Consider the following 20,611-nt stretch of genomic DNA (forward strand, 5'->3'; position numbering starts at 1 on the left):
AGCGCGTTCGCACGTCGTCGGTGTTTGGCTGGATGCACCTGAGGCCGACCTGAGGGGAGACACCGTGGAGCGGGATGTCGATACCGAGGCGCGGGAGCGCGCCGCCCGGCGGGACGAGGCGGTGCGCGCGGCCGTGGAGCAGGGGCTGCTCGGTCCGGGCGCGGCCGTGGTGGGACTGCTGGACGTGACCGGGATCCGGCGGTCGGCGGCGGCGCTGCGGGCGGCGTTCGACACGGCCGTACCGCCCGGCACGCCGGTGCTGCACGCCTTCGCGGTGAAGGCCACCCCGCTGGTGCCGGTGCTGCGGCTGCTGCACGAGGCGGGGCTCGGCGCGGAGGTGGCGAGCCCCGGCGAGCTGGCGCTGGCGCGGGCGGCCGGGGTGCCGGCGGAGCGGACAGTGCTGGACGCGCCCGCGAAGACCCCGGCCGAGCTGCGCGAGGCACTGGCCCTCGGCATCGCCGTGAACGCCGACAACCCGCAGGAGCTGGACCGGCTGGACGCACTCGTCCGCACGGGGTCCACCCGCTCCCCGCTGGGCCTCAGGGTCAATCCGCAGCTCGGCGGCGGCTCGATCCGGGCGACGTCCACGGCGACGGCGACCTCCAAGTTCGGGGTGCCCCTGCGCGACGAGGGGGCGCGCGAGTGGGTCGTGCGGGCGTTCCTGGCGCGGCCGTGGCTGACCCGGCTGCACGCGCACACCGGCTCACAGGGCATCCCGCTGCCGCTGCTGGCGCGGGGCGTGGCGGAGACGTACGCGCTCGCGGAGGAGATCAACGCGCGCGCCGGCCGGCGGCAGGTCGACACGCTCGACGTCGGCGGCGGGCTGTCCGTGGACTTCGCCTCGGAGGTGACGGAGCCGACGTACGCGCAGTACGCGCGCGTGCTGGCCGATCAGGTGCCGGGACTGTTCGACGGGCGCTACGGGCTGGTGACCGAGTTCGGGCGCTCGCTCATGGCACGGCACGGGACGGTGGTGGCGCGGGTGGAGTACGCCAAGAGCGCGGGCGGACGGCGGATCGCGGTGACGCACGCGGGCGTGCAGGTGGCGACGCGGACGGTGTACGCGCCCGAGGCGTGGCCGCTCAGGATCGCCGCCTACGACGCCAAGGGGCGCCCCAAGCAGGGGCCGGAGGTGGTGCAGGACGTGGCCGGGCCGGCCTGCTTCTCGGGCGACCTGCTCGCCGAGGGGCGCGCGATGCCCGCGCTGGAGCAGGGCGACCACGCGGCGGCGCTGGACACGGGCGCGTACTACTTCGCCCACCACTACGCCTACAACTCCCTTGCCCGGCCCGGCATCTACGGCTTCGCACCGGACGGCGCGGGAGGCGTCGCCTTCGCGGTCGTACGGGAGCCGCAGACCGTCGCCGAGGTGGTGGCGGAGTCCGGAGGGGCGCACGCGGACGCGCTCACCATCCTGCGGGCGCCTGGGAGCCGTTGACGCACGCCGCTCCCCCGCGCACAACTGGATCAACTCCAGCGTCACAGAGGCCAGTTGGCCCACACTAGTACGCCGGACGCATGTTCCACTGGAAAATGCCAAAGGCCTCACCCGCGGCGCGCACGGTGCGTAGTGTCGGCGTCACTCAGCCGGAGTCCCAGGCGGGAGGGGAGCCACGGTGCCCGGAATCGACGAGTGCCTGCTGGAAGCGATGCGGTTGCCCGGTGCGCGGGGTGCCTCGCTCGTGGACTGGACGAGCGGACTGGCGCTCGGCACGGTCGGGGAGGCGCCCGGCGGCGATCACGAAACGACCGCCGCCGAGGCCGCCGAGCTGGCCCGGATGGCCGCCGAGCACGGCGCGTTCGCCCTCCACGGTGACGGCGCCGACGACGGGCGGCCACCCGTCGAGGACGTGATCGTCAGCAACCGCGACAGCTACCACCTGCTGCGGTTCGTGGACACGTCCTTCGACAGCAGCGTGTTCCTGCACCTGTGGCTCGGCCGCGAGGACGGCAACCTCGCGCTCGCCCGGATCCGCCTCGGCGAGATGGCCGCCCGGCTGGTGCTGGGATGACCGTGACGCACATACCTCCGCTGCCGGTGCGCGACAAGGCGGCCGGCCGGGCCCTGTCACCGATGCTGACCCGGCTGGCCGAGGAGCGCGCCACCGGCGTCCTGGTGCGCGAGCACGGCGTCCTGCACCTCGCCGAGGGCCGGGTGGTGCACGCCGAGAGCCCCTTCTCCCCGGGCCTCGACGTGCTCCTCACGGCCCACGGCACCCTCGCGGCCGGTGCCTGGCAACAGGCCGCCGCGCGCACCACGGGCCCGCCGCGGACCGTCGAACTCCTGCTGGAATCGGGGCTGTTGCCCGCCGGCGCGCTGGAGCTGTGCCACCTGGACGCGCTGTACGACGCCGGGTACTTCGCGCTGGCCCCGAGCAGCACCCCGGGCCGCTTCCGCTACGACAACGCCCCCCGGCTCGGGCCGCTGCCCTCGGTGCCGGTCGTCGCGCTGGAACGCGAGACGCTGCGCCGTCGGCTGCTGCTGCACCGGCTGTGGCCCGACCCGGCCGCCGACAGCGCCCCGCTGATCCGGGCCGACCCGGTGGCACCCGCGCCGCTCACGCCCCGGCAGCGGGCGGTCCTGGACCGCGTGGACGGCGTCCGCACGGCCACCGGGATCGCCCGGAACCTGGGCCGGCAGGCCTTCCACACGCTGGTCGACGTGCGCCGGCTCGCGGCGGCCGGCCGGCTCGCGGCGGCCGGCCGGCTCGCGCCGGTGCCGCCCGCGATCCCGGACCCCGTGCCGCCGTACCCACCCCCGGTCGCCGACCCCGACATCGCGCTGCTGAAGAGGCTCAGGGATGCGCTGGAGGCGCTTTGAACGGCACCGCCCCGCCGAGCACCGCCCCGCCGAGAGGAGAGAGCTGATGGTGTCCGAGGAGGACCTCCGGGCGGTCCTGGAGGAGCTGCACCGGCTGCGTACCCGGGTGCCGCAGCTCACCGGCGCCCTGGCGGCCGGCGTCGACGGACTCGTCGTCGCCCACGACACCCCCGGCGTCGACCCCGAGGGCCTGGCCGCGCTGACCGCCGCCGCGCTCGGCGTGGCCCTCCGGGTCAGCGACGCGACGGGACACGGCGGCTTCCGCGAGCTGCTGGTGCGCGGCGAGGGCGGCTACGTCGCCACCTACGCCGCGGGCGGCACCGCCGTGCTGACCCTGCTCGCCGAGGGCCGGGTCAACGTCGGGCGGCTGCACCTGGAGGGCCGCCGGGCCGGCGCCCGGATCGGGGAGCTGCTCGACGCCGCCGAAGCCACCGCCCGGGCCGCCCGCCCGCCCCGCAGGGCGCTCGGCGCCGTCAGCCCCGCACCCCCGACCCGCCCCCGTACGACCCGCACCGCGAGCGCCGACGTGCGCACCGCAACCGACAGTTGAACGATCCGAGAGGACTCACCATGGCGAACACCGAGACCGCGCTGAAAGAGGCGCTCACCTCCATCGAGGGCGCCACCGGCGTCGCGCTCGTCGACTACACCAGCGGGATGGCGCTGGGCACGATGGGCGGCAGCAAGACCTTCGACCTGAACGTGGCCGCCGCCGGAAACACCGACGTGATCCGCGCCAAGATGCGCACGATGGAGATGCTGGGCCTCAAGGGCGGGATCGAGGACATCCTGATCACGCTGACCGACCAGTACCACCTGATCCGCCTGCTCAGCAGCCGCGGCGGCAACGGCCTGTTCCTCTACCTGGTCCTGGACTCGTCCCGGGCCAACCTGGCGATGGCCCGGCACCAGTTGAGGAGGATCGAGGAGGAACTGGAGGTCTGAGCCTCTAGGCGAGCGCCGCGGTGCGGCGGCGGGCTCCGCCCGGGGCCGCGTCGCCGGCCGCGATGCCCGTACCGCGCAGGCCCGTCACGGCCTTCCCCACCGGGTTACCGCCGCGCGGGCCCAGCCGGTCGACGCGCACCCACAGCAGCGTCTGCCCGGCCCGCTCGCGCCGCCCGATCCAGGCGGCCTTCAGCCGCAGTCCGGTGCCGAGCCCGGCGAGCAGCAGGCCGCCGGCCGCGGGGAGGACGAAGGACGAGCCCAGCGCCAGGGCGAGGGCGAGCAGCAGCCGCCAGCGGTGGCCCCGGCGCCAGACGCGCACGGTCACCGCCCGGTCCTGGAGCACGTCGTACTTGCCCGCGCGGGCCGCGCCGCGCGCGAGAACGTCGTACCGCCCCCGCCGCGCGAGCGGTACGGCGGCCGCGGCCACGAGGAACAGCGCGGCCCCGGCCAGCACCCCGGTCCGGCGTCCGGTCAGTCCGGGCGGCAGCCCCCCGATCCCGGCCGCGACCACCCCGGACCACCACAGCGGTGCGGCCCCGGCCCGTACGACGACGGCCACCCGGGCCAGCCCGCGTCCCCCGCGTCCCCCGCGTCCTTCTCGTCCTGCGCGCGCCACGTCGGCCTCCCGTGTCACGTGTTCCCACAGCGCCTCTATGTCGCAGGGAAGCTAGTGGGCGAACCTGAGACGAGTCTGAGAGCATCCGCGAGAGCCCGCAGGCGGGTCACTCCACGAACAGGCCCCGGGCCGCCGCCTTCGCGTCGAACTCCTCCAGCCGGGCCTGCGCCTCGGGCAGGTCGTCGCAGACCGCCTCCAGCAGCACCCGGCCGAGCAGCATCGGCGCGCACGCGGTGTCGAAGGCGAGCCCGGTGCCGACGGCGGCGGGCAGCAGCAGGTCGGAGTACTTGGCGACCGGTGCGAACGCGGAGTCGGCGACCGTGACCGTGGTCAGCCCCACGTCCTTGGCGTAGGCGAGGGTGTCGACGACCTCGCGCGGATGCCGGGGCAGCGCGAAGCACAGCAGGGCCGACGCGCCCGCGCGGACGACGGCGTCGATGCGGTCCTGGAGCATCGTGCCGCCCTCGTCGAGCAGCCGGACGTCCGGGTGGACCTTGGCCGCGAAGTACGAGAAGCCGTACGCCTGGGAGGCGGCCGCGCGCAGCCCGAGCACCGGCAGCGGCCGGGACGCGGCGAGGATCCGGCCGGCCCGCTGCACCGGGCGCGGGTCGGCGAGCAGTTCGGCGAGGTGCCGCAGGTTCTCGATCTCGGCCTCGACGGCCTGCTGGTACTCGTTGAACGCGCCCGCCTCGGCGGCCGGTTCGGCGGGCACGACCTCGCGCAGATGCCTGCGCAGCGCCGGATAGCCGTCGAAGCCGAGCGCGACGGCGAACCGGGTCACCGACGGCTGGCTGACCCCGGCCAGTTCGGCCAGCTCCACGCTGGACAGGAAGGCCACGTCGGCGGCCCGCCGGACCATGCTGTGCGCGATCCGGCGCTGGGTCGGGGTGAGCCGGTGCCCCTCGAAGAGCGCCTGCAACCGGCCCGCGGGACTGTCCGGGGCGCCGGACGGCACACTCTCGGTGTCGGTACTCCTGTCCACGCTCATGACGCGCTCCCCCTCCAGATGTCCGTGAACCGGCCGAGCAGTGCGGCGGCCGCCGCCACGTCGTCCGTGAGCGGCCGGTCGGCCGGGTCGGTGCCGAGGACCGGCTCGGCGAGCGCGAAGGCCCGGCCGGCCGGCAGCCCCGGGTCGGGCCGCAGGTCGCGCAGGCGCAGCGCGCGGACGGCGGCGACGAGCTCGCAGCCGACCACCAGACGATACGCACCGCACGCGCGCAGGGTCTGCCGCGCGGCGAGCGAGGCGAAGCTCGCCTGTTCCTCGACGCCCCGGGAGAGTACAGCGTGGCCGAGCGAGGCGGGCGCGGAGAAGGCACGCAGGTCGCCGAGGGCGGCGGCGGCCGCGTACTCCAGGATCATCACGCCGGAGGCGGCCGGTGCGGAGTCGGCGAGGAAGGGCCGCAGCCGGGTGTAGGCGGGCTCGTTGAGGGTGGACAGGCGGGAGGTCGACAGCCGGGCCACCTGGGTGAGGGCCAGCCTGAAGTGGTCGAGGGCGAGGGCGAGTCGGGCCGCGTAGAAGCCGCCGTGGTGGTAGGCGGCCTGGTCCTCGGGGACGATGAGCGGGTTCTCGGCGGCCGCGTTGATCTCCACGTCCAGCACCCGCTCCAGGGCGTCGGCGGCGTCGTGCGCGGGGCCGTGGATCTGGGGCAGGCACCGGAAGCCGTAGGGGTCCTGGATCCGGCCGAGCGGCGGAGTGGGCCGGTCGGCGGCGCCGATCAGCTCGCGCATCCGCCGGGCCGCCTCGGCGCTGCCCCGGTCCGGGCGGGCGGCGTGCACGGGGGCGGCGTAGGCCTCGTGGGAACCGTCGACGGCGAGCAGGGACAGGGCGGCGACGACCTGGGTGGCGGCGACGAGCCCGCGCAGCTCGTGCAGGGCGAGCGCGGACTGGCCGAGGGTCAGGGCGTTGCTGCTGATCAGGGCGAGGGCGTCGTTGTTGTCGAGGCGCCGCGGGGCGGGGGCGCCCGCGCCCCGCCACGGGTGTTCCCCGGCGAGGGCGAGGCCGACCTGGGCCAGGCCCGCTATGTCGCCGGTGCCGACCGAGCCGAACTCGTTGACGACCGGGTACGCGCCCGACTCCAGCGCCTCGCACAGCGCGGTGACCACGCTCGGCCGCAGCCCGGCGCCGCCGGCCAGCAGCTGGTTGGCGCGGACGGCGAGGGCGGCGCGCACCTGCCGGGCGGGGAGTTCCTCGCCGATCGCGCCGGCATGGCTGCGCAACAGGCGCAGGCCGTGATCGGAGGCGGCCTCGGTGGGCACGTCCTCGTTCCGGTTGGCGCCGACGCCGGTGGAGCGGCCGTAGACGCGCCCGGTGGCGGCGATCTGCCGGGCGGCGTTCCAGGACTCCTCCACGCGCAGCATCGCCTCGGGCGCGGGGACCGGCCGCGCGCTCCCGTCGGCGAGGCGCACGACGTCCTCGACACCGAGTCCGGACCCGTCCAGCACCACGGTCGCGGATCGCGCAGACGACACGGACGGCGATGCATCCACTATGCGAGACGACAACACGCCCAAGCTCCCCTCAATCCGGACACCCGATCTTGCCCTTCGGTCATCCGTTACAGCGGATTAACGCCGAACCGTTGACAAGCTATTCACACACCAAGAACTCTGCATGACGTTATACAGCCGGGCAAGGGACATCTCATGATCCAGTTCGACGCGGTCCACAAGCGCTTCCCCAACGGCACCACAGCGGTCCACGACCTGAACCTGGAGATACCGGAGGGCGGCATCACCGTCCTGGTCGGATCCTCCGGTTGCGGCAAGACCACCACCCTGCGGATGATCAACCGGATGGTCGAGCCGACCTCCGGCACCATCCGCGTCGGCGGCCAGGACGTCACCCGGCAGGACGCGGCCGCGCTGCGCCGCTCCATCGGCTACGTCATCCAGCAGGCCGGCCTCTTCCCGCACCGCACGGTGCTCGACAACATCGCCACCGTCCCGCTGCTGCTCGGCAGGCGCCGCAAGGAGGCCCGGGCCCGCGCCGCGGAACTCCTGGAGACCGTGGGCCTGGCCCCGGAGGCCGGCCGGCGCTACCCCCACCAGCTCTCCGGCGGCCAGCAACAGCGCGTCGGCGTCGCCCGCGCCCTGGCCGCCGACCCGCCCGTCCTGCTCATGGACGAGCCGTTCGGCGCGGTCGACCCGGTGGTACGCGCCCAGCTCCAGGACGAACTACTGCGACTCCAGGCGGAGTTGAGCAAGACCATCGTGTTCGTCACGCACGACATCGACGAGGCGGTGCGGCTCGGCGACCAGATCGCCGTGTTCCGCACGGGCGGCCACCTGGTCCAGTGCGCCCCGCCCGCCGAACTCCTGGCCCGCCCGGCCGACGACTTCGTGGCCGACTTCCTCGGCGCCGAGCGCGGACTGAAGCTGCTGTCCCTGACAACCCTCGCCGATGTCCCGCAGGGACCGGCACCCGAAGGCGGCCCCTGGACCCTCGCCCTCGACGCGCAGCGCAAGCCCCTCCACTGGGCCTCTCAGGACGCCGAGATCCCGGTCCGCCCGCTGCGGGACACCGACTCGCTCCTCTCCGCCCTCAACGAGTCGGTCGCCTCTCCCACCGGCCTGATCGCCCGCGTCGACCCCGACGGCGTCCTCACCGGCGTCACCTCCCGCGACGACATCCACGAGCGCGCCGGCCGCGCCCACGCGGAAGTGCGGGTGGCCGCATGACGATCGACTGGTCCTGGATATCGGCCCACACCGACGACCTCACCACCCTGACGCTCTCCCACCTCCAGGCCGCTCTCACGGCCGTCGCCCTCGGCCTGCTGATCTCGCTGCCGCTGGCCGTGGTCGCCCACCGGCTCCCCCGGCTGCGCGGCCTGCTGCTCGGCCTGTCCAACGTCCTGTTCACGATCCCGTCGATCGCGATCTTCGTCCTGCTGCTGCCGGTCAGCGGCCTGACCCGCACCACCACCGTCACCGGGCTGACCGTCTACACCCTGGTCGTCCTGCTGCGGAACACCGTCGAGGGCCTGGACTCGGTCCCCGTGAAGGTGAAGGAGGCCGCGAAGGCGATGGGCACGCGCCCGCTGCGCACGCTGCTGACCGTCGAGTTCCCCCTCGCGCTCCCCGTGATCTTCGCCGGCGTCCGCATCGCCACCGTCATGTCGATCTCCCTGGTCTCCGTCGCGACCTACATCGGCGACGGCGGCCTGGGCCAGCTCTTCACCGACGGCTTCCAGCGCAACTTCCCGACCCCGGTGATCGCCGGAGTGGTCCTCACCCTGATCCTCGCCGTCGTCGCGGACGCGGCGCTGGTCGCCGTCCAGTACACCCTCACCCCGTGGACCAGGAGGCGAGCCTGAGATGTACGAGCTCCTCAAGAACCTCGGTGTCTGGCTGACCAGCAGCTCCCAGTGGACCGGCCCCGACGGCATCGCGCACCGCCTCGCCGAACACCTCCAGTACTCCCTGCTGGCCACGCTCATCGCCGCCGCCATCGGACTGCCGCTCGGCCTGCTGATCGGCCACACCGGCAGGGGCGCGTTCCTCGCGATCAACCTCGCCTCCTTCGGCCGCGCCCTGCCGACCGTCGGCCTGGTCGTCCTGGTCTTCCTGGCCGGCGGCCTGTCGATGCTGCCGGTGTACGTCGCGCTGGTCGCCCTCGCCGTCCCCGCGATCGTCACCAACACCTACGCCGGCATGACGGCCGTCGACCCGGACGTGAAGGACGCTGCGCGCGGCCAGGGCATGCGCGGCCACCAGGTCCTGTTCCAGGTGGAACTGCCGCTCGCGCTGCCGCTGATCATGACGGGTCTGCGCCTCGCCCTGATCCAGGTCGTCGCCACGGCGACCATCGCCGCGTACGTCTCCTTCGGCGGCCTCGGCCGCTACGTCTTCGACGGCCTCGCCCAGCGCGACCTGGTCCAGGTGCTCGGCGGCGCGGTGCTGGTCGCCGTCGTCGCCATCGCCCTGGACATGACCCTGGCCGCCCTCCAGCGCTTCCTCTTCCTCCCCCGCTCTCGACTTCGCTCGAGCGGGGGGACCCCCACCCGCACCGCTTAGGGAACCCCCTGACATGAATCGACGTACCGTCCTCGGCGGCCTGTTCGCGGTCGCCTCCGTCCCCGCCCTCTCCGCCTGCGCGAGCGGCGTCACCTCCCTCAACGGCTCGGGCTCCGCCGCCGGCGGCGGTGGCTCCAGCAAGGGCGGAGTCACCATCGGCACCGCCAACTTCACCGAGAACCAGGTGCTCGGCTACCTGTACGCCGCCGCCCTCCAGGGAGCCGGTGTGAAGACGACCGTCCGCCCCAACCTCGGCACCCGCGAGATCGTCATCCCGGCCCTCAGGGGCGGCGACATCGACCTGCTGCCCGAGTACCAGGGCGCCCTCCTCAACTACCTCGCCCCGAAAGCCACGGCCACCGAGTCGGGCGAGATGCAGAACGCCCTCACGCAGGCCCTCCCGGCCGGCCTCCAGGTGCTGCCGTACGGCACGGCGGAGGACTCCGACGCCTTCGTCGTCACCAGCGAGACCGCGAGGAAGTACGGGCTGACGTCCCTCGCCGACCTGAAGAAGCAGAACGGCAGGCTGGTCATCGGCGCCGCGCCCGAGGTGAAGAAGCGCCAGGTCGGCGCGGTCGGCCTCAAGGACGTGTACGGCGTGGAGTTCAAGGAGTTCAAGTCGCTCGACTCCGACGGGCCGCTGGTCAAGGGCGCGCTGAAGAAGGGCGACGTGGACGTGGCGAACCTGTTCACCACCGACACCGACATCAGGGCCAACGGCTGGGTGGTGCTCACCGACCCCGAGCACCTGATCCCCAGCCAGCACATCGTCCCGCTCATCGCCGACCGCAAGGCCGACGACACCGTCCGCAAGGCCCTCGCCAAGCTGGGCAACCTGCTCACCACGGCCCAGCTCACCGAGCTGAACCGGCAGGTGGACAACGACAAGAAGGACCCCCAGGACGTCGCGGACGCCTATGCCAGGCAGCACGGACTGGTGAAGTAGCCGGACCGGTCGCAATGATCTGACGACGAATCAGCCAAGTGTCGTTAAACGGAAACGGAACGTAACGATTCCGCTGCGTACCGTGAAGAGAAGCTCCATGAAAGGCGCTGAAGACACTCCTGGTTACGGCACTGGTACGACTCCTGAGGACGCGTCATGGCCTCCGATCGCAAGGCCTTCCTGACGGCCGCCCCGGCACCGGCCGCGCCCCGCCCCATACCCCCGGGCGGCCCGGCCGGGCTCCCGGCCACGGCGGCCGCCGCGCTCGACGAACTCCTCGCCGGCAACGCCCGCTACACCACCGGCCGCTCCCGGCGGCACCTGCCCGCCGCCGGGGAGCAGCCGTTCGCGGTGATCGTCGGCTGCGTCGACTCCCGGGTGCCGCCCGAGCTGGTCTTCGACCAGGGCCTCGGGAACCTGCTGTGCACCAGGACGGCCGGGCAGGTGCTGGACGAGGCGGTGCTCGCCTCCGTGCAGTACGGCGTCCAGGAACTCGGCATCCGGCTCGTGCTGGTGCTCGGGCACGAGCGGTGCGGCGCGGTCGCCGCCACGCTGGAGCACCTGCGCACCGGGGCGGCCGTGCCGGGGCATCTGGAACTGCTGGTGGACGAGATCACACCCGCCGCGCACCGCACCCGGGGGCAGGGCGGGGACTGGGCCGAGCACACCATGCGAGCGCACACCACGTGGGTACGGGACGTCATCCGGGCCGACCCGGCGTTCGGCTCCGCCGGGGTGGAGGCCGCGCGATTCGACCTGGACAGCGGGATGGTGAGCCTGCTGCGCTGAGCCTGTTGTCCTGAGCCCGCCGTTCCACCCCTGCTGTCCCACTCCCGCCGTCCCCGCCCCGGACAGGGGGGCTATCCCCAGTGCGGCGAGGGCGGCCGCTCCCTAACCTGAACGGCATGAGCACTCTGGACCCACGGGACGTGGACCTGCGCAAGGATCTCGACGCCACGGTGCGGGCCCGCCGCGAGCTGGGCGAGGACTACGACACGGCGCTGCTGGACTCCTTCCTGGAGAAGGCCGAGCGGCGCATCGACGACATGGTGGGCCGCCGGGTGCAGCGGCACCTGGCCGAGCAGCGGATGGCGAGCGCGCGCGGCGCGCGACGGCCGAAGGACGCCGACACCTGGGTGGAGCGCTTCGGGTTCGCGATCATCTCGCTGGTCCTCGCGATTCCGCTGACCGCCGTCTGCGGCGGCATCGCGGGGACGACCGGGACGATCGCCGCCTGGGTCGGCATCGTCGGCGTCAACTTCGCCCAGGCGGTCCGGCTCAACCCCGAACTGCTCGCCGGCCGGCGCGACCGCGACCGCTCCCGCGACGACGGCTGAGCGGACGCCGGGAGCGGATCAGACCTGCCGGGTCGGAAGGACCATGATCTGGCGGAGGTTGACGTGCCGGGGACGGCTGGTGGCGTAGGCGACGACGTCCGCGACCTCCGCCGCCGTCAGGCCGCCGAGCACGTCGAACATGCCGTCCAGCTGCCCGGACAGCTCCGTGCTGTCGATGTGCGTCGCCAGCTCGGTCTGCGTCAGGCCCGGCTCGATGTTCGTCACCCGCACGTCCCGCGGCCCGAACTCGCCGCGCAGGGACTGCGAGAGATAGGTGACCGCGGCCTTCGTGGCGCCGTACACCGCGTAGTTGGGGTACGGGACGTGGGCGCCGACGGAGGAGACGTCGACCAGGTCGGCGGTGCGGCCCTCGCCGGCGGCGGCCACCAGGTCGGCGCCGAAGGCGCGGATGACCCGCAGGACGCCGCCGACGTTGGTGTCGAGCATCCGCTGCCACTCGTCCATCCGGCCGTCGGCGACGGGGTTCGGGAGCATGACACCGGCGTTGTTGACGACGAGGTCGACGGCCCCGAAGGTCTCGTGCACCAGGTCCCGGGCGGCGTCCACGGACGCGTCGTCGGTGACGTCGGCGGCCACGGCGAGCGCCTCGCCCCCGTCGGCCCGGATCTTCTCCACCAGCGTCCGGAGCCGCTCGGCGCGCCGGGCGAGCAGCGCCACCCGGGCGCCCTCGGCGGCGAGCTGGACGGCGAGCGCCTCGCCGATGCCGCTGGCGGCTCCGGTGACGACGGCGGTGCGGCCGGACAGGTTCGCGTACGACATGGGCGTTCCCCCTGGGGATCGGCGCCGGGGCTGCTCCCCGGCGGCTGACACCACCCTCGCCGGGCCCGGCGGCCGTACCCAGGGATGCGCTTTTCCTGGGTATGCCAGTACCAGGTTCGCGTCCGCCCGCTCCCCTACGATCGAGCCATGGACGGGGACTGGCTGGACGGCGAGATCGGCGGCTTCCTGCGCTCGCGGCGCGCACGGATCCAGCCCGAGGAGGTGGGGCTGCCCAGCCATGGGCGGCGCCGCGTACCGGGCCTGCGCCGCGAGGAGGTGGCCCAGCTCGCGGGGGTGAGTGTCGACTACTACATCCGGCTGGAGCAGGGCCGGGGGGCGAGCGTCAGTGACGCGGTGCTGGACGCGGTCGCGCGGGTGCTGCGGCTGGACGAGACCGAGCACGCCTACCTGCGGACGGTGGCCCGCCCGCAGCACCGGCACCGGGGCGAACGGCCCGGGCACCGGCCCGCGCCGCAGGTCCGCCCCGGCGTGCAGAGCCTGCTCGACAGCATGGAGCGCAGCCCGGCGTTCGTGCTGGGCCGCCGCATGGACGTGCTCGCCTGGAACGCGCTCGGCGACGCGGTGAACGGCTTCAGCCGCGTCGCCCCGGCCGGGCGGAACATGCCCCGGCAGGTCTTTTTGAACCCGTCCGCCCGTGAGCTGTATCCGGAGTGGCCGGCGGTGGCCGCCACGACGGTGGCCAACCTGCGGATCGCCGCCGGCCGGCACGCCGACGACCCCGAGCTGTGCGCTCTGGTCGGCGAACTCTCCCTGAAGAGCGAGGACTTCCGCCGGCTCTGGGCGGACCACGAGGTCAGGGAGTGCGCGTACGGCGTGAAGAAGATCCGGCACCCGGTCGCGGGCCTGCTGACCCTGCCGTACGAGACGTTGACGGTCGGCCAGGACCCGGAGCAGACGCTCGTGGTGTACACCCCGGAGAAGGGGTCGGAGACGGCGGAGCGCCTGGCCCTGCTGGCGAGTTGGACGACCGTCTAGACAGCTGACGGCCGTCCGCGAGCGCCGACGGCCGTCCGGAAAGCTTTCGCGGGGACCGCCGCACCCCCGTTTCCGGGGGGCGGGACGACGGCGGTCCCCGCGAGGGACGCGGGCCGGGTCAGGGCCGGGCATCACGCGTCCGTGGCGTCCATGGAGGTCCGGGAGCCGCTCCGGAGGTCCTTGGCGCCGTTCGGCGTCGGCCTGGGCGGGGAGCCGCTCCCACCCCTGCCGACGCCCACCAATGTGCCGGACCCGTGTTAAGCGTGTGCTGCGCGGACGTGACACGCTCGTACCACTTCCGCGAAGTCCGCCCGACCGGCAGGCCACCCGCAGGTGCCGCACGGAAACCGGCGCTTCACCGTGCGTTCGGCTACTGCTTGCCGCCCTGGGCGAGGAAGGCCAGCAGGTCCTGGCGGCTGACCACGCCGGTCGGCTTGCCCTCGACGAGGACGATCGCCGCGTCCGCCGAGCCGAGCACCTGCATCAGGTCGCCGACGGACTCGCCGGAGCCGACCTGCGGCAGCGGCGGGCACATGTGCTTCTCCAGCGGGTCCTCCAGGGAGGCGCGCTGCGAGAACAGGGCGTCCAGCAGCTCCCGCTCCACGACCGAGCCGACGACCTCGGCGGCCATCACGTCCGGGTGGCCGGCGCCCGGCTTGACGACCGGCATCTGCGAGACGCCGTACTCGCGCAGCACCTCGATGGCCTGGCCGACGGTCTCCTCGGGGTGCATGTGCACGAGGGAGGGGATGGTGCCGCCCGCCTTGTGGTTCAGGACGTCGGCGACGCGGGCGCTGGGGCCCTCGTCCTCCAGGAAGCCGTAGTCGGCCATCCACTCGTCGTTGAAGATCTTGCTGAGGTACCCGCGCCCGCTGTCCGGCAGCAGCACGACCACGACGTCGTCCGGGCCCAGCCGCTCGGCGACGCGCAGGGCGGCGACGACGGCCATGCCGCAGGAGCCGCCCACCAGCAGTCCCTCCTCCTTGGCCAGGCGGCGGGTCATCTGGAAGGCGTCCTTGTCGGACACGGCGACGATCTCGTCGGCGACGGTGCGGTCGTAGGCGGTCGGCCAGAAGTCCTCGCCGACACCCTCGATCAGGTACGGCCGCCCGGAGCCGCCGGAGTACACGGAGCCCTCCGGGTCGGCGCCGACGACCTGGACCTTGCCGTCACTGGCGTCCTTCAGGTAGCGGCCGGTGCCGGAGATGGTGCCGCCGGTGCCCACGCCCGCCACGAAGTGGGTGATCTTCCCCTCGGTCTGCTCCCAGAGCTCGGGGCCGGTCGAGTGATAGTGGGAGAGCGGGTTGTTGGGGTTGGAGTACTGGTCCGGCTTCCACGCGCCCGGGGTCTCGCGGACGAGCCGGTCGGAGACGTTGTAGTACGAGTCGGGGTGCTCGGGGTCCACGGCGGTCGGGCAGACCACGACCTCGGCGCCGTACGCGCGCAGCACGTTGATCTTGTCGGTGCTCACCTTGTCGGGGCACACGAAGATGCACTTGTACCCCTTCTGCTGAGCGACGATCGCGAGCCCCACACCCGTGTTGCCGCTGGTCGGCTCCACGATGGTGCCGCCCGGCCTCAACTCGCCGCTCTGCTCGGCGGCCTCGATCATGCGCAGGGCGATGCGGTCCTTCACGGAGCCGCCTGGGTTGAAGTACTCGACCTTGGCAAGGACGGTCGCCTGGATGCCCTTGGTCACGTTGTTGAGCCGCACCAGCGGGGTGTTGCCGACGAGGCTGATCATCGAGTCGTGGAATTGCACCGTTGTCTCCGGTTGCTGTGCACAAAAACAGTGGTCGTAGTGGTTCCGCCAGCCTACGGCCCAGGCGTGCGACGTGGTGGTCGTTCACTCCCCGTTGAGATTGGCGCACGGGCTGTACGGGGCAAGGAGTGGGTGTACGGCTACGAGGGAGGTGGCGGCGACGCATGACGAGCATGTCGAGGGCCCGGGTGGCCCGGCGCATCGCGGCCGGAGCGGCGTACGGCGGTGGTGGGGTCGGCCTGGCCGGCGCGGCCGCCGTCGGCCTGCTGCTGGCGGAGGTACGGCTGGCCCGGCGCCATGTGGGCAACGGCAGCGGCGGCCGGGTGCCGGTGGCCGACGGGATCTACGGCCACACCTACGACGTCCCCGGCGAGCCGCCCCTCAGGCTGGCCATGCTCGGCGACTCGACGGCGGCCGGGCAGGGCGTGCACCGGGCGGGCCAGACGCCGGGGGCGCTGCTGGCCTCGGGACTCGCGGCGGTGGCGGAACGCCCGGTGGAGCTCCGTGTCGTCGCCCAGCCCGGCGCCCAGTCGGACGACCTGGACCGGCAGGTGTCCCTGACCCTCGGCGGCCCCTCGCCCGTCCCCGACATCTGCGTGATCATGGTGGGCGCGAACGACGTCACCCACCGGATGCCGCCGACCCGTTCGGTACGGCACCTGTCGTCGGCGGTACGGCGGCTGCGCACGGCCGGGGCCGAGGTGGTGGTCGGCACCTGTCCCGACCTCGGCACGATCGAGCCGGTGCAGCAGCCGCTGCGCTGGCTGGCCCGGCGGGCCTCGCGGCAGCTGGCGGCGGCCCAGACGATCGGCGCGGTGGAGCAGGGGGGCCGCACGGTGTCGCTGGGCGACCTGCTGGGCCCGGAGTTCGAGGCGAACCCCCGGGAACTGTTCGGCCCGGACAACTACCACCCCTCGGCCGAGGGCTACGCGACGGCGGCGATGGCGGTCCTGCCCACGGTGTGCGCGGCGCTCGGTCTGTGGCCGGCGGAGGAGGAGCGTCCGGACGTGCTGCGGCGCGAGGGCTTCCTGCCGGTGGCCCGGGCCGCGGCCGAGGCCGCCTCGGAGGCGGGCACGGAGGTCACCGCGGCGATGCCGACGGGCCCCCGCGGCCCCTGGGCCCTGCTGAAGCGCCGGCGCCGCCGCCGTGTCCCGGAAGCCGAACCGGCGACTCCGTCGGTATGACCGCCCCGGCCCACCCGCGCCTCTCTCGGCCGAGCAGCCGGACGTCCAAGCAAGCGCTTAGTAAATTGCGGTCAGAGTCACACCACCACACACGTGACCTGGACCATACGGAGCGGTAACTTCCCAGACGGCCCTGCCCAACTTCCTGTCCACTGGAGCCGTGATGCCCGAAGCCGTCATCGTCTCGACCGCCCGCTCCCCCATCGGCCGCGCCGGCAAGGGTTCCCTCAAGGATCTGCGCCCCGACGACCTGACCGCCACGATCATCCAGGCCGCCCTCGCCAAGGTCCCCGAGCTGGACCCGAAGGACATCGACGACCTGATGCTCGGCTGCGGCCTTCCCGGCGGCGAGCAGGGCCACAACCTCGGCCGCATCGTCGCCGTGCAGATGGGCATGGACCACCTGCCGGGCTGCACGATCACCCGCTACTGCTCCTCCTCCCTGCAGACCTCCCGCATGGCCCTGCACGCCATCAAGGCCGGCGAGGGCGACGTCTTCATCTCGGCCGGTGTCGAGACGGTCTCCCGTTACGTCAACGGCAGTTCGGACATGCCGAGCGGACGCAACCCGCTCTTCGCCGAGGCCGAGGCCCGTACCGCCGCCGTGGCCGAGTCGACCGGCTCCACCTGGCACGACCCGCGCGAGGACGGTCTGCTGCCCGACGCGTACATCTCGATGGGCCAGACCGCCGAGAACCTGGCCCGCGTCAAGGGCGTCACCCGCCAGGAGATGGACGAGTTCGGCGTCCGCTCGCAGAACCTCGCCGAGGAGGCCATCAAGAACGGCTTCTGGGAGCGCGAGATCACCCCGGTGACACTGCCCGACGGCACGGTCGTCAGCAAGGACGACGGCCCGCGCGCCGGCGTCACCCTGGAGGGCGTGTCCGGGCTCAAGCCGGTCTTCCGCCCCGACGGGCTCGTCACAGCCGGCAACTGCTGCCCGCTCAACGACGGCGCCGCGGCCGTCGTCATCATGTCCGACACCAAGGCCCGCGAGCTGGGCCTGACCCCGCTCGCCCGCATCGTCTCCACCGGCGTCTCCGGCCTGTCCCCCGAGATCATGGGCCTCGGCCCGGTCGAGGCCAGCAAGCAGGCGCTGCGCCGCGCCGGCCTGACCATCGGCGACATCGACCTGGTCGAGATCAACGAGGCCTTCGCCGCCCAGGTGATCCCCTCCTACCGGGACCTCGGCATCGACCTCGACAAGCTGAACGTCAACGGTGGCGCCATCGCCGTCGGCCACCCCTTCGGCATGACCGGCGCGCGCATCACCGGCACGCTCATCAACTCCCTCCAGTGGCACGACAAGCAGTTCGGCCTGGAGACGATGTGCGTCGGCGGCGGCCAGGGCATGGCGATGGTCATCGAGCGCCTCAGCTGAGCCACCAACCGTGACGGGACGGGCACGTCCCGTCATGAATCGGCCCGGAACCGAGGAAACGCCACGGTTCCGGGCCTTTTCGTGATCCAATCTCACCCAGGATGTGACCTATCTCGCCTGCCGGTCATATCAGTGCAGGTCAACGCAGGTCAGCGCGGTACGGGGGGAGTCCACGAGGTCAAAGTCCTGTCCGTTTCGTGACGTTACGCACTGACAGCTGGATAGTCCGCCCTTCAAGCTGATGTAGGAAGTCGGGGGTCGACTTTGAACCGGGAGTACGTCAGTGAGCGCCATGCCGATCGCCCTGCTGCTCACCACGGTCGCCACGGGCGCCGTGGGCGTCGCCGTCCTGCGCACTGTCCTGCAGCTGCGCCGCCAGCTCGCGGCGCTGCAGCAGCAGCTCGCCGAGGACCGGGCCGCCGCCACGCGCGCCCTGCTGCCGAGCGCCCGCACGCAGGCCGACGCGGAGCAGATACGTGCCGCCGTGACCGAGGCGCTCGCCGAGGAGCGGGAGCGCGAGCTGGCCGAGGCGCGCGCCTTCTGGGCCGCCCAGGAAGCCCGTGACGCCTCCGACGCGCCGTCCCTGCTCGGGCTGAGCGACACCGAGCTGTTCCTGCCCCGGCAGGGCGACTTCGCCGGCCTGGAGCCGGTGTCCGAGCCGACCGCCGAGCCCGACGAGTTCGCGGGAGACTCCCCGGAGCTGGCCGCCGCCCGCCGCCGGCACCCCTCGCACCCCGACTTCGTCCCGGTGCAGTCCCCGGTCGTGGGCGACCACGAGCGCACGGTGACCACGCTGGAGCAGCTGGCCGCCGACCGTGTCGAACTGGCCGACGTCCGCCCGGGCCCGCTCGGCACCCTCGACGTCTACGTCTTCGCCGACGGCACCACCCTGTGCATGACCCCGGGCCACCGGGAGACCGCCGAACGCCTGGCAGCGGCCGTGGAGTCGGGCGACACCCCCTACCTCCTCGGCGGTTCGGGCATCTCCGGCGCCTACACCCTGACCTTCGCCTGCGGCGAGGAGATGGTGTACATCCTGGCGGACCGGGTCATCGCGTCCCTGTAAGGGCTCCTTCGCGGCGGGCCCTCAGACCCCCGCCTTCTGCCGCGCCTCCTCGACCAGCCGCACCGCTTCGGCCACCTCGTCCTCGGTCCGCAGCACCAGTCCCACATCATGTGCGGCCACGAGGATCTGATCGGCGGCGGCGAACATCCCGGCATCCGGCATCTCCCGGGGCTCGCTCCCCGGCTCCTCGACACGCTGCGCCCACCGGGCCAACTGCCGGGCCAGCGCCAGCGCCTCCGCGGCCGCGCCTCGTTGCAGCCGGCTCTGCGGGGCGGCCCGCAGCCGGTCGGCGAAGAACTCCACTGCTTGGGTCAGGGGCGTCGTATCAACCACGCGCCGAGCGTAACCCGCCGCACTGTTGCCAACACGCGAACGCTCAGGCACGGTGACGTGAAGGACCGGCTTACATCCCCTTTGCGTTCGGAGGCGCCGATGTCCCAGCTCTTCTCCGAGGAGACCCACCGCAATCTGCTCGCCCGCATCCCCCACTGCACCGGTCGTGAAGTCTCCGACTGGCTGCGCACCGTAGAAGAAGGCCCCGCCCTGGTCCGCTTCGAGGAGAAGGTCAGCTGGCTCAGGCACGAGTACGACCTCGCGTACGGCCACGCGAAGGCGATCGTGCACGAGTACGACTTGAGGAGGGCGGCCCGCAAGCTGCTCTAGACGCGAGAAGGCCCCGGGCCGTGACAGCCCGGGGCCTTTTCAGTCGACTTCGGCCTCGGCCGCTAGTCGTTGCTGGTGAAGATCGCCACCAGCCGCAGCATCTCGACGTAGATCCACACCAGGGTCATGGTGAGACCGAACGCGGCGAGCCAGGACTCGTTCCGCGGGGCGCCGTAGGCGATGCCGTCCTCGATCTGCTTGAAGTCCAGCGTCAGGAAGAACGCACCGAGCAGGATGGCGAAGATGCCGACGAGCGCGCCGAGCGGGCCGAAGCTGCGCAGGCCGCCGTTCTCGGCGACGCCGAACACGACCAGCAGCAGGTTGACCGCCATGACGGCCATGAAGGCCATCGCGATGGCGAGGCCCATCCGGGCGTAGCGCGCGGTGACGCGGATCCAGCCCGCCTTGTAGACCAGCAGGGTGGCGCCGGCGACCGCCATCGTGCCGAGCACCGCCTGGAACGGGGCGCCGCTCCAGCGGCTGTTGTACATCTCGCTGATGACGCCGAGGAAGACGCCCTCGAACGCGGCGTACCCCAGGATCAGGGCGGGGGACGGGGTGCGCTTGAAGCTCTGGATCATCGCCAGGACGAACGCGACCAGCGCGGAGCCGACGGCCAGGCCGTAGCTCGTCGTCGACACCGGCAGCAGCGCCCAGGCGAGGACGGCGCCGAGGGCGACCGTGCCGAGCGTCATGGCCGAGCGGACGACGACGTCGTCCATGGTCATCCGGTCGGTGGTGACCGGGGCCTGCGGGGGCGCGCCCTGCTGAAGGCTTTGCTGGGCGTACGGGTTCTGGGCATACGGGTTCTGCGCGTAGGGGTTCTGCGCATACGGGCTGCCCTGTGCGTACCCGGCCTGCGGTGCGGTGTTGAAGCCGGCGTAGCCGTTGTCGCGGCTGAACCCCCGTCGCGAGAAGACCGGGTTACTGCTCCTCATCTCACTCCTCCATGGCTGCCGTGCGCAGCCTTGGCTCAAAGCGTAATGGATTGGCAAAGGACCGACCATGATACCTGAGGAGGATCTTTCCCCTGCCGTGCTGCGCAACACGCTACGCGTGCGGGCGATTCCCGGCCACGGGTGATCGCGTTCCATGACG

Annotated in this window: 23 protein-coding genes; 16 read left to right on the plus strand and 7 right to left on the minus strand. The window is 72.8% G+C overall.

Features of this window, described 5'->3' with window-relative positions:
- Positions 1–49 precede the first annotated feature (49 nt).
- The 5 genes from ACZ4MF_RS07460 to ACZ4MF_RS07480 all read left to right on the plus strand — a co-directional run bounded on the left by ACZ4MF_RS07460 (position 50) and on the right by ACZ4MF_RS07480 (position 3,766).
- Positions 50–1,438: a type III PLP-dependent enzyme domain-containing protein gene (locus ACZ4MF_RS07460; protein ID WP_467491554.1), complete on the plus strand. Its 1,389-nt coding sequence runs from the start codon at positions 50–52 to the stop codon at positions 1,436–1,438.
- Positions 1,439–1,616: 178 nt separating this feature from the next.
- Positions 1,617–2,012 carry a hypothetical protein gene (locus ACZ4MF_RS07465; RefSeq protein WP_356027279.1) on the plus strand — a complete coding sequence of 132 codons (396 nt, stop codon included), beginning with the start codon at positions 1,617–1,619 and terminating at the stop codon, positions 2,010–2,012.
- Positions 2,009–2,821, plus strand: a complete 813-nt coding sequence (locus ACZ4MF_RS07470) for a transcriptional regulator (protein WP_467490716.1) — start codon at positions 2,009–2,011, stop codon at positions 2,819–2,821. Before ACZ4MF_RS07465 ends, ACZ4MF_RS07470 begins: the two co-directional genes overlap by 4 nt.
- 46 nt (positions 2,822–2,867) lie before the next feature.
- Entirely contained in the window at positions 2,868–3,371 is a 504-nt protein-coding gene (locus ACZ4MF_RS07475; protein WP_467490718.1) for a roadblock/LC7 domain-containing protein, read from the plus strand.
- A 20-nt stretch (positions 3,372–3,391) separates the two neighbouring features.
- Positions 3,392–3,766, plus strand: a complete 375-nt coding sequence (locus ACZ4MF_RS07480; protein ID WP_467490720.1) for a roadblock/LC7 domain-containing protein — start codon at positions 3,392–3,394, stop codon at positions 3,764–3,766.
- A 4-nt stretch (positions 3,767–3,770) separates the two neighbouring features.
- Here the strand turns inward: ACZ4MF_RS07480 and ACZ4MF_RS07485 are convergent, their stop codons facing one another.
- The 3 genes from ACZ4MF_RS07485 to ACZ4MF_RS07495 all read right to left on the minus strand — a co-directional run bounded on the left by ACZ4MF_RS07485 (position 3,771) and on the right by ACZ4MF_RS07495 (position 6,884).
- Entirely contained in the window at positions 3,771–4,382 is a 612-nt protein-coding gene (locus ACZ4MF_RS07485; protein ID WP_467490722.1) for a hypothetical protein, read from the minus strand.
- A 106-nt stretch (positions 4,383–4,488) separates the two neighbouring features.
- The gene (locus ACZ4MF_RS07490) at positions 4,489–5,370 is read right to left on the minus strand and encodes a MurR/RpiR family transcriptional regulator (RefSeq protein ID WP_467490724.1); all 882 of its coding nucleotides are present in this window, start codon (positions 5,368–5,370) and stop codon (positions 4,489–4,491) included.
- A complete protein-coding gene (locus ACZ4MF_RS07495) occupies positions 5,367–6,884 on the minus strand; it encodes an aromatic amino acid ammonia-lyase (RefSeq protein ID WP_467490726.1) in 1,518 nt (505 codons plus the stop codon). The genes ACZ4MF_RS07490 and ACZ4MF_RS07495 overlap by 4 nt, the downstream gene beginning before the upstream one ends.
- 141 nt (positions 6,885–7,025) lie before the next feature.
- Here ACZ4MF_RS07495 and ACZ4MF_RS07500 point away from each other — a divergent pair, with 141 nt between their 5' ends.
- The 6 genes from ACZ4MF_RS07500 to ACZ4MF_RS07525 all read left to right on the plus strand — a co-directional run bounded on the left by ACZ4MF_RS07500 (position 7,026) and on the right by ACZ4MF_RS07525 (position 11,681).
- Positions 7,026–8,060 (plus strand): ABC transporter ATP-binding protein, encoded by a 1,035-nt coding sequence (locus ACZ4MF_RS07500; protein ID WP_467490728.1) that lies wholly within the window; start codon positions 7,026–7,028, stop codon positions 8,058–8,060.
- A complete protein-coding gene (locus ACZ4MF_RS07505; RefSeq protein WP_467490730.1) occupies positions 8,057–8,698 on the plus strand; it encodes an ABC transporter permease in 642 nt (213 codons plus the stop codon). The genes ACZ4MF_RS07500 and ACZ4MF_RS07505 overlap by 4 nt, the downstream gene beginning before the upstream one ends.
- Position 8,699: 1 nt before the next feature.
- Positions 8,700–9,398 carry an ABC transporter permease gene (locus ACZ4MF_RS07510; RefSeq protein ID WP_467490732.1) on the plus strand — a complete coding sequence of 233 codons (699 nt, stop codon included), beginning with the start codon at positions 8,700–8,702 and terminating at the stop codon, positions 9,396–9,398.
- 13 nt (positions 9,399–9,411) lie between these two features.
- Positions 9,412–10,344 carry an ABC transporter substrate-binding protein gene (locus tag ACZ4MF_RS07515; protein ID WP_467490734.1) on the plus strand — a complete coding sequence of 311 codons (933 nt, stop codon included), beginning with the start codon at positions 9,412–9,414 and terminating at the stop codon, positions 10,342–10,344.
- 156 nt (positions 10,345–10,500) lie between these two features.
- Positions 10,501–11,133: a carbonic anhydrase gene (locus ACZ4MF_RS07520; RefSeq protein ID WP_467490736.1), complete on the plus strand. Its 633-nt coding sequence runs from the start codon at positions 10,501–10,503 to the stop codon at positions 11,131–11,133.
- Positions 11,134–11,249: 116 nt separating this feature from the next.
- Entirely contained in the window at positions 11,250–11,681 is a 432-nt protein-coding gene (locus tag ACZ4MF_RS07525; RefSeq protein ID WP_467490738.1) for a hypothetical protein, read from the plus strand.
- A gap of 18 nt (positions 11,682–11,699) precedes the next feature.
- Here ACZ4MF_RS07525 and ACZ4MF_RS07530 read toward each other — a convergent pair whose 3' ends face one another.
- Complete coding sequence (locus ACZ4MF_RS07530; protein WP_467490740.1) at positions 11,700–12,461, minus strand: SDR family oxidoreductase; 762 nt, start codon at positions 12,459–12,461, stop codon at positions 11,700–11,702.
- 147 nt (positions 12,462–12,608) lie between these two features.
- Here ACZ4MF_RS07530 and ACZ4MF_RS07535 point away from each other — a divergent pair, with 147 nt between their 5' ends.
- Entirely contained in the window at positions 12,609–13,457 is an 849-nt protein-coding gene (locus ACZ4MF_RS07535) for a helix-turn-helix transcriptional regulator (RefSeq protein ID WP_467490742.1), read from the plus strand.
- A 370-nt stretch (positions 13,458–13,827) separates the two neighbouring features.
- Here the strand turns inward: ACZ4MF_RS07535 and ACZ4MF_RS07540 are convergent, their stop codons facing one another.
- A complete protein-coding gene (locus ACZ4MF_RS07540) occupies positions 13,828–15,219 on the minus strand; it encodes a cystathionine beta-synthase (protein WP_356027247.1) in 1,392 nt (463 codons plus the stop codon).
- A gap of 164 nt (positions 15,220–15,383) precedes the next feature.
- Here ACZ4MF_RS07540 and ACZ4MF_RS07545 point away from each other — a divergent pair, with 164 nt between their 5' ends.
- The 3 genes from ACZ4MF_RS07545 (at position 15,384) to ACZ4MF_RS07555 (ending at position 18,850) form a co-directional block, all read left to right on the plus strand.
- Complete coding sequence (locus tag ACZ4MF_RS07545; protein ID WP_467490744.1) at positions 15,384–16,403, plus strand: SGNH/GDSL hydrolase family protein; 1,020 nt, start codon at positions 15,384–15,386, stop codon at positions 16,401–16,403.
- A 163-nt stretch (positions 16,404–16,566) separates the two neighbouring features.
- Complete coding sequence (locus ACZ4MF_RS07550; protein ID WP_467490746.1) at positions 16,567–17,784, plus strand: acetyl-CoA C-acetyltransferase; 1,218 nt, start codon at positions 16,567–16,569, stop codon at positions 17,782–17,784.
- A gap of 283 nt (positions 17,785–18,067) precedes the next feature.
- On the plus strand, positions 18,068–18,850 hold the full coding sequence (locus ACZ4MF_RS07555) for a hypothetical protein (RefSeq protein WP_467490748.1): 783 nt from the start codon (positions 18,068–18,070) through the stop codon (positions 18,848–18,850).
- 21 nt (positions 18,851–18,871) lie between these two features.
- On the opposite strand, the gene ACZ4MF_RS07560 is transcribed toward ACZ4MF_RS07555, so the two are convergent.
- Positions 18,872–19,183: a hypothetical protein gene (locus tag ACZ4MF_RS07560; protein WP_079172946.1), complete on the minus strand. Its 312-nt coding sequence runs from the start codon at positions 19,181–19,183 to the stop codon at positions 18,872–18,874.
- A gap of 99 nt (positions 19,184–19,282) precedes the next feature.
- On the opposite strand from ACZ4MF_RS07560, the gene ACZ4MF_RS07565 reads away from it, so the two are divergent.
- Positions 19,283–19,513, plus strand: a complete 231-nt coding sequence (locus ACZ4MF_RS07565) for a DUF4287 domain-containing protein (protein WP_067045839.1) — start codon at positions 19,283–19,285, stop codon at positions 19,511–19,513.
- A gap of 62 nt (positions 19,514–19,575) precedes the next feature.
- On the opposite strand, the gene ACZ4MF_RS07570 is transcribed toward ACZ4MF_RS07565, so the two are convergent.
- Positions 19,576–20,451 carry a Bax inhibitor-1/YccA family protein gene (locus tag ACZ4MF_RS07570; protein ID WP_467490750.1) on the minus strand — a complete coding sequence of 292 codons (876 nt, stop codon included), beginning with the start codon at positions 20,449–20,451 and terminating at the stop codon, positions 19,576–19,578.
- Positions 20,452–20,611 lie beyond the last annotated feature (160 nt).

Source organism: Streptomyces sp. NPDC025793, from assembly GCF_055558375.1.